Below are 14,924 nucleotides of genomic sequence, written 5' to 3'. Positions count from 1 at the left end.
TCACGGGGGCGATTCGATTCAGGCTGGCTTCGAGCTTTAGTGCGTGCCCTCTTCCTCGGCCACCTCGATGAGCGTTTCCAGGTCGAGGATATTCACCTCGCGACCCGAGACGGCCACCAGTCCCTGTGACTGGAAACGGCCCAGAATACGGCTGACAGTCTCCACGGCAAGCCCCAAATAGTTGCCGATGTCGGCCCGCGACATGGAGAGCCGGAAGCTGTAGGGGGAGTAGCCGCGACGGCGGAAGCGGTCCGAGAGGCTGGTAAAGAAGGTGGCCAGGCGCTGGTCGGCGGTCTTGCGCGAGAGCAGGCGCATCATGCGGCGATCGTCACGCATCTCCTTGCTCATGCTGCGGTAGATTTGCCCCCGAAGTTCGGGCAGCGATTCGGAGAGGGAGTCGAGACGGTCGAAGGGGATCTCGCATACCGTTGTGGTCTCCAGGGCCACGACCGTGCCGGGATAGCGTTCCTCGTCGATACCATCCAGGCCCACCAGCTCGCTGGGCAGGTAGAAGTTGGTCAACTGGTCCTCGCCGCTGCCCTCGGTGGTGACCTGCTTGAGGCTGCCGGAGCGCACCGCGTAGACACTGGTAAAGGGGTTGCCCTGGCGAAACAGCGATTCGCCCTTCTTCAGCGGCGCCCGACGCCGGATGATGGCGTCGAACTGGTCCATGTCCTGAACCTCGAGCGCCAGTGGCAGGCAGAGCGAACTCAAACTGCACGTCTGGCAGTGGGCCTCGTTCAGCAGTGTACGTCGCCTGCCGGTCGCGGTGTCGGGCATGCTCTCCTCCATCGATGATGACTCAACGACAGTATGGAGGATTGTCGTCTACCGGCAAAGCATCTCTTAGGAGGTACCCCTTTGCGCGAATGCCAGTTGCTATTTGCCCCTCAGGTCAGGCGGCACGAGCATCGAAGGCCGCGGCCAGGCGGTGAACCAGCAGTCTCCCCGTCGGCGTGACCTCGATACGCTGTTCACGTCGCCTCACCAGGCCGTCACGCTCGGCTGGCGCCAGCCGGGCGAGTGCATCGCTGAGGTATCTGTCGGCATCCAGTCCGAACTCCTTCCCGAGGGCGGTCAGGTCCAGGCACATATCGCACATCAGCCGCTCGATGGCGCGGGCCCGAAGATGGTCATCGTCGGTCAGTCGCTGGCCTCGTTCCACGGGAAGTCGGCCGGCATCCAGGCGCGCCTCATAATCGCCGAGGGCCATGGGATTGCGTGTGACGCAGTCGCCCAGTCGGCTGAGGGCCCCGAGGCCCAAGCCAACATGGTCGCATGGCGGCAATGCGCTGTAGCCGTCCAGGTTGCGCGACAGCTTGCCTTGGGCCTGAGCGGTGGCCAGTGGATCCTCGGGGCGGGCGAAGACTTCCATGCCGATATGCGCGTAGCCGGCGTCGGCAAGCATCGAAAGTGCGGTGTCGAGGATGGCGAGTTGCTCATCGGCCTGCGGTATATCCTCGGCCCGAATTCGGCGCTGAGCAGCGAAGCGCTCGGGTTGGTGCGCATAGTGAAACAACGACAAACGGGCCGGGGCCATGGCGATCACCTGCTCCAGGGTTTCGGCAAAGCTCTCGCGAGTCTGGCCGGGCAGGCCATGCATCAGTTCCAGCCCCAGGGAGCGGAAGCCCAGCCGGTGAGCCTCGTCGATCAGCTGTTCAGTGAGCACCTGGGGCTGGTAGCGGTTTATGGCGCGTTGGACCCGCGGGTCCAGCTCCAGAACCGATAGCCTCAGGCGGTTGAAGCCCAGCGCCTGGAGATGGCGCAGGGTAAAGACATCAGCTTCCCGGGGATCGATCTTGATGCTGTAGTCCCGCTGGCGTGAGCTCGAAAGGCCGAAGCGTGCGTCGAGCCGGTCGATCAGGTCGCTCATCTGACTCAGGGTCAGGAAGGTCGGCGTTCCGCCCCAGTAGAGTTGCGAAATTTCCCGCTTGCTTTCCAGGTGCCGCGAAGTCAGCACCATTTCCCGGTCGAGCCGCGAGATGTAGGGTTCGGCGCGGCGGGGGTTCTTCACGGTGATCCGGCTACTGGCACATTGGTGGCAGTCTTGGCGGCAGAAGGGCAGGTGCATATAGAGTGACAGGTCCCGCTCGCTGGCGTTGCTGCGTGCCAGGGCAGACGCGAGTTCAGTATCGGAAAAGCCTGTCGTGAGGCTTTCGGCGGCGGGGTAGCTGACATAGCGCGGCCCGAGGCCATATCGGCGCAGCAACCCCGCATCGCGGATCAAGGCGGTGCCCTGGGGATAGTCGTCGATGATTGCTCGAGCAGTCATGACCGGCACTCCGGAGATTGAACGTGCCTTCATGCTAGCGGTGAGCACCAGGGGCCGCGTTGAGCTGCGTCAAACGAAGCGAAATTCGCCTCTTGGTCAGTGACCCGATGAGAGGGGCAGCAGCGCCCACAGCTGCCAGAGAGCGAAGGCAATGATCGACAGCGCGGCCAGCGTTCGGGTGGCCGGATGGCGAATCAGGGCACCGAGCTGACGAGCGGCAAGCCCCGTGGCCAGCAGGGCCGGTAGGGTACCAAGCCCGAAGGCGCCCATCAGGGCGGCGCCGCGCCAGGGCTCGGCAATCGCCAGGCTCCAGGCGAGCATGGAGTAGACCAGACCGCAGGGCAGCCACCCCCAGACCGCTCCCAGAGCCACCGCCTGGGGCACCTTTACCACCGGCATCAGCCGCCTTCCCAGCGGCTCGAGGTGCTTCCAGAGCCGGCGCCCCAGGGCCTCGATCCGCAGTAGCCCCTTCCACCAGTCGGCGATATAGAGGGCCATCAGGATCAGCATAACTGCGGCGAGGGCCTGGAGGGCCAGGCGTACCTGGGGCGTGATGGCGACCAGGGTGCCGAGTCCCGCCACCAGAGCACCGGCCACCATGTAGCTGGCGATCCGCCCCAGGTTATAGCCCAGCAGCAGCCCGGAAAGGCGTGCCGGGTTGCGCATGCTGGGCGGAACGGCAAAGGTCAGGGCACTCATGATGCCGCCGCACATGCCGATGCAGTGGGCGCCGCCGAGCAAGCCGAAGACGAAGGCGGCGGCCAGCGGAGGAAGGTCGAGGCCGGTGGGGTCCATCAGTCGCGGCGTTCCTCGTCGTCGGAGGGAGCGTCGCGCTCGGTTTCTTTCCGGTCTTGCTTGGGGCGGTCGTTATCATCCTCGTCGAAGAGGATGCGATAGGCGGGCCCCTCCAGGTCCTCGAACTGGTCGTGCTTGACGGCCCAGAAGAAGGCCCAGACGGCCAATCCCAACAGGGTCAGCGAGAGGGGTATCAGCAGGTAGAGGATGCTCATGCGTTCACCAACCGTGGGGCATCGCGTTCGGCCTGCCGTGAGGGAGTGTCGCGGGTCAGGCGCAGGGCATTGCCGACGACGACCAGGGAGCTGGCCGACATACCGATGGCCGCCAGCCAGGGCGGCACGAATCCCATGGCTGCCAGTGGCAGTGCCGAGATGTTGTAGACCAGCGACCAGGTCAGATTCTGGCGGATGATCCGCCGGGTGGCTCGGCCGGTCTCGATGGCCTCGACGATACGCCCCAGGCGTGGGCTGAGCAAGATGGCGTCGGCCCGCGTACGCGCCAGGTCGGTGGCGCCGTTCATGGCGATGGCTACGTCGGCGCCGGCCAGTACCGGAACGTCGTTGATGCCGTCACCGACCATCGCCACCCGCTCTCCGCCATCCTGCAGGGCCTGGAGGCGGGCCAGCTTTTCTTCGGGAGTGGCTGCCGCCTGCCAGGTATCGATCCCTAGTCGCCGGGCCATGTCCGCTACCGTGACAGCGGTGTCGCCGGAAAGCAGTTCCACCGCCAGGCCCCGTTCCTGCAGGGCCATGACCGTCTCTCGGGCATCCTCCCGGAGGCGATCGTGGAGGCTGAACCAGGCCCGCGGCTGGCCCTCCTCGGTCAGCAGTAGCCACTGCCCTTCGCCAGGCAGTGCCGGCGGCGCCTCGGGGGCGGCGAACTCGGGCCTGCCGAGCCGCCAGCGACGATCGTCGATCCGGCCCTCCAAGCCCTGGCCGGGTCGGCTGAGCACATCGCCGGCGGTGACGGTGGCCTCGCGGAAGGGGCGGAAGGCACGCGCGATGGGGTGTTCCGACTGGGCTTCCAGGGCGGCCGCCACGCTGCGTGCGCGGTCTTCATCGAGTGCGTTCTCCGGGTCGCCGATCGTGCAAGTCTCGACGAGGCTCATTTCCCCGCTGGTCAGGGTGCCCGTCTTGTCGAAGATCACACGGTCGAGCTGCGACAGCGTTTCCATGGCATCGGCGCGGGTGATAAGCACCCCGCGGCGGTGCAGGCGGCCATGACCGGCGGTGAGGGCCGTGGGCGTGGCCAGTGCCAGGGCGCAGGGGCAGGTGACCACCAGCACCGAGAGAGTGACCCATAGCATCCGGTCCGGGTCGATGAACCACCAGGCCAAGGCTACCGCGAGGGAAATCAGCAGCACCTGCAGAACGAAGTGGTGGGCCATGCGCGCCGCCAGCTGGGCGATACGGGGGCGGCTGGCGAAGGCGCGGTCGGTGAGGTCGACGATGCTGGCCACCCGGGCATCGGCGCCGGCGTGGGTGACGCGTATCGTCAATGGGCTCTCGATATTCTGGCTGCCGCCGGTCACGCGGTCATCGATCCCGCGGGTCACCGGCAGGTACTCCCCGGTGAGCATGGACTCGTCGAGGCTCGACTCGCCGGACTCGATCACCCCGTCGGCCGGCACCCCATGGCCGGGCTTGACCAGCACCCTGTCCCCGGCTGTGAGCTCGCTGGCGGGAAGGATGCGCTCCTCGCCTGCTTCGGTAAGGCGGATCGCCGAGAGGGGGAGGGCGCCGGCAAGGGCGTTGCCACTATGCCCGCTGCGGCGCCGGGCCCGCCCCTCCACGTAGCGGCCGAAGAGCAGGAAGAAGGTGAACATGGCCACCGAGTCGAAATAGACGTCGCCGTGGCCAGTGATTACCGCATAGCCGCTGGCCAGGTAGGCGCCGCCGATGGCCAGTGACACCGTCACGTCCATGCCCAGCACCCGCGTCTGCAGGTCGCGCAGAGCGTTGCGAAAGAAGGGCTGCGCCGAGAAGAGCACCACGGGGGTTGCCAGGGCAAAGGAGAGCCAGTGGAAGAGGGCGAGGAAGTCGGCGCTGATTTCGTCGGGTCCGGATACGTAGATGGGGATGGAGAACATCATCACCTGCATCATGCCCACGGCGGCGATGATCAGGCGGCGCACGTTCATGCGTTCCTCGTGCTGCAGTCGCTGCTGGGCCGCATCGGGCTCCCAGGGCTGGGCCGGATAGCCGATGGCGGCCATTTCGGCCAGGATCCGTGACAGAGAGACCCGTTCGGGGTCCCAACTGACCCGCAGGCGATGGTGTGAGAGGTTGACGGCGCTGGTAGCGATTCCGTCCAGAGCATTGAGTCGGTGCTCGATCAGCCAGGCGCAGGCCGCACAGGTGATGCCGTCCACAGCCAGGGTGACATGCACCGTTCCATCGTCACCGGGATGCACGAAGCGTGCCTGCAGCCCGGGGTCATCGAAGACCGCCCAGGTTTCAGCCCTGGCCGCCTGGCGGTCATCTGGCCGCTCGGGAAGCTCGGTGCGAAAACGGTAGTAGCTCGCCAGGCCGCCATCGACGATGGCATGGGCCACGGCTTCGCAGCCAGGGCAGCAGAGGGGGTGGCGCTCTTCGTCGAGGGTGATCGACCAGGGTGCAGCCGCCGGCACCCGGCTGCCACAGTGATAGCAGGCGGGTGTCATGTCAGGCGTCCGGGGACTCTGGGTCATGGTGTCTCGTTGGCAAACCTTAGAGCCCGGGAATTAGGGCGATCTCGTCGTCACTTGGGAAGCGGGCCTCGCCGGTGAGACGCCACTCGGCATTCTGACCCTCGGCGGGCTGCAGTTGCAGGTACCAGCGGTAGTTCAGCCGCTCGTCGACCATGCCCACGTAGCGACCTTCCCGGACATGTTCCAGGGTGAGCGAGCGGTCACGGTCGCTGTCGGTGGGAAAGATCAGGGCCAGGTGGAGGCGTTCAGGACGGCGCTCCCCCTGCAGGTCGACGACGATGTCACCGGTGCGGTCGTCGACGCGCATGATCGCCTCGAGGCCCAGCGCCTGGGCGTGCTCCTGCTTGGCCAACTGCTCATTGATGGCCAGGCCCTGCTCGTAGTAGTCACCGCTCACCGAGCCGTCGTAGTAACGGATCGACAGCGTCAGATAGATCAGGCTGAAGGTGATCGAGGAGGCCAGCAGGCCAATCAGGAACCAGGGCCAGAACTGCTTGTACCAGGGCGGGATACTCTCGTGTTCCGCGCTCATCAACGGGTCTCTCCTATGAAACGGATGTCGCGTTCGACGGCAATGTCGGCATTAAGGGCTTCCAGCCGCAGGATGATCTCGGCGCTGGGCCGGTCGATGGACTCGGGAGGCACGCTGGCCTGAATCACCAGTTGGCGCGAATCGCTGGCGGGCACGCTGACCTCATGGGTATCCAGCGTCAGGCCGGGAAGGCCGGAGGCCTCCAGCCGGTAGTCATGCGCCTGATTGTCGAGGTTGCGCACAGTCAGGGTATAGACGTTGCTGATCCGGCCGTCTCGGGTCATCTGGAACATCTGATTGCGATCACGTTCCACGTCGAAACCCAGAGGCGTGCGGTCCGCCACCGCCCAGGCGAAGACACCGATCATCACCACCAGGGCGGCCAGGTAGCCCATCAGGCGTGGTCGCAGGATGTGGGTCGGCTTGCCCTCCAGGGCATTCTCGGTGGTGTAGCGGATCAGGCCGCGGGGATAGCCCATCTTGTCCATCACGCTGTCGCAGGCGTCGATGCAGGCCGCGCAGGTGATGCACTCGTACTGCAGGCCGTCACGGATGTCGATGCCGGTGGGGCAGACCTGTACGCAGAGGTCGCAGTCGATACAATCGCCATGGCCGGCAGCACGCGCCTCGGCATGGCTGAGACTCTTCTTGCGGGGACCGCGGGGCTCGCCGCGGTTGGCGTCATAGGAGACGATCAGGGTATCGGCATCGAACATCACCGACTGGAAGCGCGCATAGGGGCACATGTAGATGCACACCTGCTCGCGCAGCCAGCCGGCATTGAGGTAAGTGAAGACCAGGAAGAAGCCGACCCAGAAGTAGGACCAGCCGTGAGCTTCGAAGGTGGGTAGCTCTACCACCAAGTCACGGATAGGGGTGAAGTAGCCGACGAAGGTGACCCCGGTAGCCAGGGAGATCAACAGCCAGATGGCGTGCTTGGCCGACTTGCGTCTCAGCTTGTCGGTAGTCATCGGCTGCTTGTCGAGCTTGATGCGGCGGTTGCGCGACCCCTCCAGGCGGTGCTCGACCCAGATGAAAAGGAAGGTCCAGACGCTCTGCGGGCAGGTATAGCCACACCAGACGCGACCGGCGAACACCGTGATGAAGAACAGGCCGAAGGCGCAGATGATCAGCAGCCAGGAGAGCAGCATGAACTCCTGGGGGTAGAAGGTCGCCGAGAAGATGTGAAATTCCCGGCCGGGGAGGTCGAACCAGATTGCCGGTCGGTCGCCCCAGGGCACCCAGGGCAGCAGGAAGAAGGTCAGCATCAGCGCCCAGTTGGACGCACGGCGTAGGCGTTGAAAGAAACCCTTGATCTCGCGCACGTAGAGATGCCGCCGGCTGGCGTACATGTGCTGGGTGACCGCTTCCTGCGGCCTGTGATGCTCCACGGGATCCGGGGTGACATTGCGGGTCGGGATCTTTTCGCTCATGGCAGGCTCACGGCTGGCAAGGAGGGACAGGGCCGATCAGGGGGCCTCTGATGGTGCGCCCATTGTATCGATGTGGCCTCTCAACGAGAAAGGGTGCGACCGGAGGCCGCACCCTTTCTCGTTGTGGGCGATATGCTCAGTTGTCGTAGCGCAGGCTGTACACGTAGGCAGCTACTAGATGCACCTTGTCCTCGCCGATGTAAGCAGCTTGGGCCGGCATGTGGCCGTTGCGGCCGTTGCGCAGGGTCTGACGCACGGAGTCGGCCACGCTTTGCCCCGGTGCCTGGTATAGCCAGGCCTCATCGGTCAGGTTGGGTGCCCCGAGCGCCTGGTTGCCGGTACCGTCAGGCATATGGCAAGCCGCGCATACTGAGGCGAAGGTTGCCACGCCACTCTCGGCACGCTCGGCATCGTGCTCGAGGCCTGACAACGACAGCACGTGCTGGGTGACGTTCTCGATGTTCTCGCTACCCAGCTGCTGCCAGGAGGGCATCAGGCCGTTGCGGCCGTTGGTGAGGGTCTGGACGATGTTCTCCGGCGCGCCGCCATACAGCCAGGCGTCGTCGGTCAGGTTGGGAAAGCCATAGCCGCCCCGCGCGCCAGAGCCGTGACACACCGCGCAGTTGTTGAGGTAGATGCGCTCAGCGACCTGCATGGCCTCGCCGTCTTTGGCCAGCTCAGGGATCGGGACCTCCTGGTACTGGGCGAAGATCGGCGCGAAGCGCTCCTCGGCACGCGCCACTTCCTCTTCCCACTGGCTTTCCTGGCTCCAGCCCAGCAGGCCAGCGAAGTTGCCGAGGCCGGGGTAGAGCAGCAGATAGCCAAGCGAAAAGATGATGGTGCCGACATACAACTGCAACCACCAGCGTGGCAGCGGATTGTCGTACTCTTCGATCTCGTCGGCGGCATGGCCGGTGGTTTCGACGTTGCCCTCGGCATCCGGGGTCTTGTCGGTCTTGCGGTTGGCGTAAAGCAGCCAGAAGGCAATGCCGATGGAGCCCAGCGTGATGACGATGATCCAGGCACTCCAGAAGCCAGAAAGGGAGTCACCCCATAAATAGTTCATGTGTTCTTGTCTCCCCTGTCTTGACGGGAATCGGTCTCGCGCGAGGCGCTCGTGTCACGGTTCACCGGTGCATCATCCTCGTCGGCGAAGGGCAGGTTTTTCGCCTCGTCGAAGTCCTTCTTGCGTCGCTTCGAGTAGGCCCACAGCGTTAGCCCAATGAAGGCGATGATCAGGATGCCTGTGATGATGCCGCGAAAGGTTCCGGTATCCATGATTAGCGGTTGCTCTTGAGCACGGTGCCAAGCTGTTGCAGATAGGCGACCAGTGCGGTGATCTCCTGCTCGCCGCGCACTTCGCTGCCAGCGTTCTCGATCTGCTCGTCGGTATAGGGCACGCCCAGGGCCCGCAGGGCACGCATCTTCTTCGGCGTGTCCTCGCCATCCAGGGTGTTCTCGAACAGCCACGGATAGGCGGGCATGATCGACTCGGGCACCACGTCACGCGGGTTGTACATGTGCGCGCGATGCCAGTCGTCGCTGTAACGTCCGCCGACGCGGGCCAGGTCCGGCCCGGTCCGTTTGGAGCCCCACAGGAAGTTGTGCTCGTAGACTTGTTCGCCAGCGACACTATAGGGGCCGTAGCGCTCGGTCTCGGCACGGAAAGGGCGGACCATCTGCGAATGGCAGCCAACGCAGCCCTCGCGGCGATAGATGCCTCGGCCTTCCAGTTCCAGTGCGGAGAGCGGCTCGAGCCCCTCGACGGGTTCGGTCGTCTGCTTCTGAAAGAACAGCGGCACGACCTCGGCCAGGCCACCGAAACTGATCACCACCAGGATCAGTACGGCAAGCAGGCCGACGTTCTTTTCGACGATCTCGTGTCTCATTGGTGACGGTTTCCCCGGTTAGCTCAGGCAGTCTGCGGAATCGGCTGGCGGGCGCCTTCGCCGCGCCGCACGGTCATGTAGACATTGAAGGCCATGATCAACATGCCTGCCACCCAGCACAGGCCGCCGATCAGGCGTACGATGTAGCCGGGGCCACTGGCCTCCACGGATTCCACGAAGGTGTACATCAGGGTGCCGTCGGGGTTGATGGCGCGCCACATCAGCCCCTGCAGGATGCCGTTGACCCACATGGAGGCGATGTACAGCACGGTGCCGATAGTGGCAAGCCAGAAGTGCACCGCAATCAGGTTCACCGAGTGCATCTCGGTGCGGCCGAACAGGCGCGGGATCAGGTGGTACATGGAGCCGATGGTGATCATTGCCACCCAGCCCAGGGCGCCGGCATGCACGTGGCCGATGGTCCAGTCGGTGTAGTGGGAGAGGGCATTGACGGTCTTCACCGCCATCATCGGCCCCTCGAAGGTGGACATGCCGTAGAAGGAGAGGGCCACCACCAGGAAGCGCAGGGTCGGATCGGTGCGCAGCTTATGCCAGGCCCCGGACAGGGTCATCATGCCGTTGATCATGCCGCCCCAGGAGGGTGCCAGCAGGATGATCGACATGATCATGCCCAGCGACTGGGCCCAGTTGGGCAGCGCGGTGTAGTGCAGGTGGTGCGGGCCGGCCCACATGTAGACCATGATCAGCGCCCAGAAGTGGACGATGGAGAGGCGATAGGAGTAGACCGGGCGCTCGGCCTGCTTGGGCACGAAGTAGTACATCATCCCCAGGAAGCCAGCGGTCAGGAAGAAACCGACCGCATTGTGGCCGTACCACCACTGCACCATGGCATCGATGGTGCCGGCATAGATGGAGGTGGAATACATGGGAGTGACCGGGATGGCGGCGTTGTTGACGATGTGCAGCACGGCCACGGTCAGGATGAAGGCAGCGAAGAACCAGTTGGCCACATAGATGTGGGAGGTCTTGCGTTGCTTGAGGGTCATCAGGAACACGATGGCATAGCTGATCCATACCACTGCAATCAGGATATTGATCGGCCACTCCAGCTCGGCATACTCTTTGGTGGTCGTCATGCCCAGCGGCAGTGAGATCACCGCGGAGACGATCACCGCCTGCCAGCCCCAGAAGGTGAAGGCCGCCAGCTTGTCGCCGAACAAGCGGGTCTGGCAGGTCCGCTGCACCACGTAGTAGGAGGTGGCGAACAGCGCCGAGCCGCCAAAGGCGAAGATCACGGCGTTGGTGTGAAGGGGCCGCAGCCGGCCGAAGCTCGTCCACGGCAGTCCTAGATTCAGTTCCGGCCATACCAGCTGTGCGGCAATGATGACACCGAGGAGCATGCCCACGATGCCCCACACCACCGTCATGATCGCGAACTGCCGAACTACCTTGTAGTTGTAGGTCGGGTGTTCAAATGCTGTGCTCATGTCAGTTTCCCATCGAACGCGGTTTGGGGGTTGTCCCGCGACACTCTGCCTCGGTTTACTTCCGCAGGATGATGCAGGTCTTTAACCAACGATGATTCTAGCGCAGGCGTGCGACAAGCTGAACACTCCAATGTGTTGATTCATGAATGCGGAGAGGCTGAAATTGCCAGAGTATTTTCGTCGGGTTTTACCTTCTATAGGGCGCGATACCCTGCACCGATTGCTGCAGGATGGTGATTCGGGCTGTTTGAATATCGAGGGGCTCGGTCCCCTGGAAGTACGTGGAAAGTGTCGGGTGGGACGGCTGATTTTGGCCCATGGCGCCGGCGCGGGGCAGGATTCAACCTTTCTGCAACGGTTGCGTGGTGCACTGGCCGAGTTGGGTGTCCAGACACTGGCCATCGAGTTCGCTTACCTGCAGCAGATGCGTTCTGAGGGGCGACGACGACCGCCGCCTAGGGTCGAGCGTCTGGTCGATGAGCTGGCTCGCTGGTGCGACGGCATGTCGCATCGCGACCTTTCGCCACCCTGGCTCGGGGGTAAGTCGATGGGCGGGCGTGTCGCCAGTTTGCTGGCGGCTCGCGACGGTGCTCCCGGGCTGGTGCTATGCGGATACCCCTTCCATCCGCCCGGTAAACCCGAACGCCTGCGGCTCAGCCATTGGCCGCTGCTGGAGTGTCCATGCCTGGTGGTACAGGGCAGTCGAGATCCCTTCGGGACGCTCGATGAAGTGGCGGGTTATGAGCTCCCCGTGACGGCACGGCTACACTGGCTCGAGGACGGCGACCACGAATGGAAACCGCGTCTCGCCTCGGGCAGGACTCAGTCGCAGCTGATCGATGAGGGAGCGGCGGCAATCGCCGACTTCATGATGGTCAACTCCTGAAACTCCTATTATGCGGGTGGTGCGAGCAAGTCGATGAAAGGGCAGTGGTTCTTTGCTCACGGGCATGCCTTCGCGGGGATGTGAAAAGCGTTGACATTGGTCCGGGCCCCTGTAGAATGCAGCGCCACGTGACCGGGGGTGGTTAGCTCAGCTGGGAGAGCACCAGCCTTACAAGCTGGGGGTCACAGGTTCGAACCCTGTACCACCCACCATCGCTTCGGTGATGCCCGATCATGTAGCAGCAAGGAAGATAGCAGCGGACCGGTAGTTCAGTCGGTTAGAATGCCGGCCTGTCACGCCGGAGGTCGCGGGTTCGAGTCCCGTCCGGTCCGCCATCATCTTCCCAGTCGCAGGTCATCTTGCGGACCGGTAGTTCAGTTGGTTAGAATGCCGGCCTGTCACGCCGGAGGTCGCGGGTTCGAGTCCCGTCCGGTCCGCCATGATGGAAGTCGACAGCAGCAAGTTTGCAGTAACGCGTGGGTGATTAGCTCAGTTGGTTAGAGCACCAGCCTCACATGCTGGGGGTCACTGGTTCGAGTCCGGTATCACCCACCACGCGGACCGGTAGTTCAGTCGGTTAGAATGCCGGCCTGTCACGCCGGAGGTCGCGGGTTCGAGTCCCGTCCGGTCCGCCATCTGCACTCGAATTCTTCAACCCCGAGGCCTTTCATGCCTCGGGGTTGTTTCGTTGGTTACCAGGCTTTTCGGTTGTGCTCTCCGCTATCATGGGTTCGTGGTCCTTTGCGTCGTCTGCCGCAACTATCATACAGTTGTTTGAACAACCCGCTGTTCCGACCGTGAGGATCCTGCCGTGAGTGCTTATCCCCAACTGTTCCGACCCCTGAAGGTTGGCCACCTGACGCTGCCCAACCGTGTGCTGATGGGCTCCATGCACACCAACCTCGAGGAAGCCCCGGACGGTTTCGAGCGCCTGGCGGCCTTCTACGCCGAGCGGGCTCGGGAAGGCGTCGGGCTGATCGTCACCGGCGGTATCGCGCCGCATCCCGAGGGCGCCGTCTTCCAGGGGGCAGCGACGCTCGAGCGGCCCGAGCAGGTGGCGGATCATCGGTGTGTGGTCGAGACCGTTCACGCGGCCGGCGGGCGCATCTGCCTGCAGATCCTGCATGCCGGGCGCTACGCTTATACGCCGGAGCTGGTAGCGCCCTCGGCGCTTCAGGCGCCCATCAATCCCTTCACACCCCGCGAACTCGTCAGTGACGAGGTCGAACCGCGCATTGAGGCCTACGTGCGCTGCGCAACACTGGCCAGGGAGGCCGGCTACGATGGCGTCGAGGTCATGGGGTCGGAAGGCTATCTCATCAACCAGTTCATCTGTCCCCGTACTAACCGGCGCAGTGATGCCTGGGGCGGCAGTCTAGAGAATCGCATTCGCTTCCCGGTAGAGATCGTGAGGCGCATTCGTGAGGCAGCGGGAGACGATTTCCTGCTCATTTTCAGGCTGTCGATGATCGACCTGGTGGAGGAAGGCAGTACCTTCGAGGAGGTCGTTACCCTGGGTCGCGCCCTCGAGGCCGCCGGCGCCGATCTGATCAATACCGGCATCGGCTGGCACGAGGCGCGCGTCCCCACCATCGTCACCAGCGTGCCGCGGGCTGCCTTCACCGAGGTCACCAGGCGGATGAGGGCCGAGCTCTCGGTCCCTCTGATCACCACCAACAGGATCAACATGCCGGACGTGGCGGAGCGGGTGCTCGCCGAGGGGCATGCCGACATGGTCTCCATGGCACGCCCTTTCCTGGCCGATCCGGCCTGGGTGAGCAAGGCGGCGGAAGGACGCAGCGAGGAGATCAATACCTGCATCGCCTGCAACCAGGCGTGCCTGGACCAGATCTTCCAGGGGCGGGTGTCCTCCTGTCTGGTCAATCCGCGCGCCTGTCACGAGACGGAGCTGGTGGTTGCCCCGGCCGCTGCACCGAAGGCCATCGCGGTGGTAGGGGGTGGTCCCGCCGGCCTTGCGGCCGCGGTCACCGCTGCTGAGCGCGGCCATGCCGTGACCCTGTTCGAGCGTAGCAACGAACTGGGTGGCCAGTTCAACCATGCGCGGCGGATACCCGGCAAGGAGGAGTTCGAGGAATCTCTGCGCTACTACCGAACAAGGCTCGACAGGCTGGGCGTCACGCTGCGGCTAGGGACCGAGGCAGACATGCAGGCCCTGCGCGATTTCGATGTGGCGGTGCTGGCCACCGGGGTGCGGCCGCGCCGGCTCGAGTTGCCGGGTATCGACCACCCGAAGGTCATCGGCTACCCGACGGCGATCACCCATCCCGAGCGGGTCGGCAGGCGGGTGGCGATTATCGGGGCAGGGGGCATCGGCTTCGATGTGGCGGAGCTGCTGACCCACGTTGGCCATACCACTCAGGCGATCACCGCCTGGTGCGACGAGTGGGGGGTAGACCTGTGCGTGACGCATCGTGGTGGGCTCAAGGCGCCCCAGCGACCTATGGCACCTCGGCAGGTCACCCTGCTGCAGCGCAAGACCACCAAGCCCGGCAAGGGGCTTGGAAAAACCACCGGCTGGGTACACCGGGCCTCGCTCAAGCATCGCGGGGTCGAGACCTTGGTCGGCTGCGAGTATCTCGGCATCGATGACCAGGGGTTGCATATCCGCATCGACGGCGAACCCTGTTGTCTCGAGGTCGATACCATCGTGGTCTGTGCCGGCCAGGAGCCGGTGCGGGAGCTGCTCGCTCCACTTCAGGCGGCCGGCATGGCCGTGCATGTCATCGGCGGCGCCGACGAGGCGGCTGAGCTGGATGCCCGTCGGGCCATCGAACAGGGAACTCGTGTGGCTGCAGAGCTCTGACGTCCTTGGCTGGGCGCCTGCGTCGATCTGGCGCTGACCACTCGCCAGCCTGCTCCGTTGGGGCGGCGTTGTGTCACCGTTTAATCCTTCGCAATTCCTTATGAACCGAGTGACGTCCGCCGAACTCTTACTAGGTGAGGGCTCGGGTGCGTT

At 64.3% G+C, this 14,924-nt stretch carries 13 protein-coding genes and 5 tRNA genes; 7 read left to right on the top strand and 11 right to left on the bottom strand.

The annotated features are described in order from the left end of the window. Nucleotides 1–36: 36 nt before the first annotated feature. From fnr to ccoN, 11 genes are all read right to left on the bottom strand, one after another. Complete coding sequence (fnr, locus tag U5L98_RS15695) at nucleotides 37–780, bottom strand: fumarate/nitrate reduction transcriptional regulator Fnr (protein ID WP_322559234.1); 744 nt, start codon at nucleotides 778–780, stop codon at nucleotides 37–39. 115 nt (nucleotides 781–895) lie between these two features. Further along, on the bottom strand, nucleotides 896–2,272 hold the full coding sequence (gene hemN, locus U5L98_RS15690) for an oxygen-independent coproporphyrinogen III oxidase (RefSeq protein ID WP_322559233.1): 1,377 nt from the start codon (nucleotides 2,270–2,272) through the stop codon (nucleotides 896–898). A gap of 96 nt (nucleotides 2,273–2,368) precedes the next feature. Beyond that, complete coding sequence (locus U5L98_RS15685; RefSeq protein ID WP_322559232.1) at nucleotides 2,369–3,067, bottom strand: sulfite exporter TauE/SafE family protein; 699 nt, start codon at nucleotides 3,065–3,067, stop codon at nucleotides 2,369–2,371. Then, nucleotides 3,067–3,282: a cbb3-type cytochrome oxidase assembly protein CcoS gene (gene ccoS / locus U5L98_RS15680; protein ID WP_322559231.1), complete on the bottom strand. Its 216-nt coding sequence runs from the start codon at nucleotides 3,280–3,282 to the stop codon at nucleotides 3,067–3,069. Before ccoS ends, U5L98_RS15685 begins: the two co-directional genes overlap by 1 nt. Then, the gene (locus tag U5L98_RS15675; RefSeq protein WP_416208265.1) at nucleotides 3,279–5,759 is read right to left on the bottom strand and encodes a heavy metal translocating P-type ATPase; all 2,481 of its coding nucleotides are present in this window, start codon (nucleotides 5,757–5,759) and stop codon (nucleotides 3,279–3,281) included. Before U5L98_RS15675 ends, ccoS begins: the two co-directional genes overlap by 4 nt. 19 nt (nucleotides 5,760–5,778) lie before the next feature. After that, nucleotides 5,779–6,291: a FixH family protein gene (locus U5L98_RS15670; RefSeq protein ID WP_322559230.1), complete on the bottom strand. Its 513-nt coding sequence runs from the start codon at nucleotides 6,289–6,291 to the stop codon at nucleotides 5,779–5,781. Further along, nucleotides 6,291–7,724 carry a cytochrome c oxidase accessory protein CcoG gene (gene ccoG / locus U5L98_RS15665; protein WP_322559229.1) on the bottom strand — a complete coding sequence of 478 codons (1,434 nt, stop codon included), beginning with the start codon at nucleotides 7,722–7,724 and terminating at the stop codon, nucleotides 6,291–6,293. The genes U5L98_RS15670 and ccoG overlap by 1 nt, the downstream gene beginning before the upstream one ends. 136 nt (nucleotides 7,725–7,860) lie before the next feature. Next, nucleotides 7,861–8,790, bottom strand: coding sequence for a cytochrome-c oxidase, cbb3-type subunit III (ccoP, locus tag U5L98_RS15660; RefSeq protein ID WP_322559228.1), 930 nt, complete (start codon nucleotides 8,788–8,790; stop codon nucleotides 7,861–7,863). Beyond that, a complete protein-coding gene (locus tag U5L98_RS15655) occupies nucleotides 8,787–9,002 on the bottom strand; it encodes a cbb3-type cytochrome c oxidase subunit 3 (RefSeq protein WP_322559227.1) in 216 nt (71 codons plus the stop codon). The genes ccoP and U5L98_RS15655 overlap by 4 nt, the downstream gene beginning before the upstream one ends. Before the next feature lie 2 nt (nucleotides 9,003–9,004). Then, on the bottom strand, nucleotides 9,005–9,613 hold the full coding sequence (ccoO, locus tag U5L98_RS15650; protein ID WP_322559226.1) for a cytochrome-c oxidase, cbb3-type subunit II: 609 nt from the start codon (nucleotides 9,611–9,613) through the stop codon (nucleotides 9,005–9,007). A gap of 23 nt (nucleotides 9,614–9,636) precedes the next feature. Then, nucleotides 9,637–11,061, bottom strand: coding sequence for a cytochrome-c oxidase, cbb3-type subunit I (gene ccoN / locus U5L98_RS15645; protein WP_322559225.1), 1,425 nt, complete (start codon nucleotides 11,059–11,061; stop codon nucleotides 9,637–9,639). Nucleotides 11,062–11,356: 295 nt separating this feature from the next. On the opposite strand from ccoN, the gene U5L98_RS15640 reads away from it, so the two are divergent. The 7 genes from U5L98_RS15640 to U5L98_RS15610 all read left to right on the top strand — a co-directional run bounded on the left by U5L98_RS15640 (nucleotide 11,357) and on the right by U5L98_RS15610 (nucleotide 14,771). Further along, nucleotides 11,357–11,947, top strand: a complete 591-nt coding sequence (locus tag U5L98_RS15640) for an alpha/beta family hydrolase (RefSeq protein ID WP_322559224.1) — start codon at nucleotides 11,357–11,359, stop codon at nucleotides 11,945–11,947. Nucleotides 11,948–12,083: 136 nt separating this feature from the next. After that, nucleotides 12,084–12,159, top strand: a tRNA-Val gene (locus U5L98_RS15635). A 46-nt stretch (nucleotides 12,160–12,205) separates the two neighbouring features. After that, nucleotides 12,206–12,282 (top strand) — tRNA-Asp (locus tag U5L98_RS15630). Nucleotides 12,283–12,310: 28 nt separating this feature from the next. Continuing rightward, a tRNA-Asp gene (locus tag U5L98_RS15625) sits at nucleotides 12,311–12,387 on the top strand. A 38-nt stretch (nucleotides 12,388–12,425) separates the two neighbouring features. After that, a tRNA-Val gene (locus U5L98_RS15620) sits at nucleotides 12,426–12,502 on the top strand. A gap of 3 nt (nucleotides 12,503–12,505) precedes the next feature. Next, nucleotides 12,506–12,582, top strand: a tRNA-Asp gene (locus U5L98_RS15615). 176 nt (nucleotides 12,583–12,758) lie between these two features. Next, a complete protein-coding gene (locus U5L98_RS15610) occupies nucleotides 12,759–14,771 on the top strand; it encodes an NADPH-dependent 2,4-dienoyl-CoA reductase (RefSeq protein ID WP_322559223.1) in 2,013 nt (670 codons plus the stop codon). Nucleotides 14,772–14,924 lie beyond the last annotated feature (153 nt).

It is taken from the genome of Halomonas sp., from assembly GCF_034520545.1.
Lineage (GTDB): Bacteria > Pseudomonadota > Gammaproteobacteria > Pseudomonadales > Halomonadaceae > Halomonas.
The sequence above is the reverse complement of the archived record's forward strand: the minus strand, read 5'-3'. Positions and strand labels throughout refer to the sequence as shown.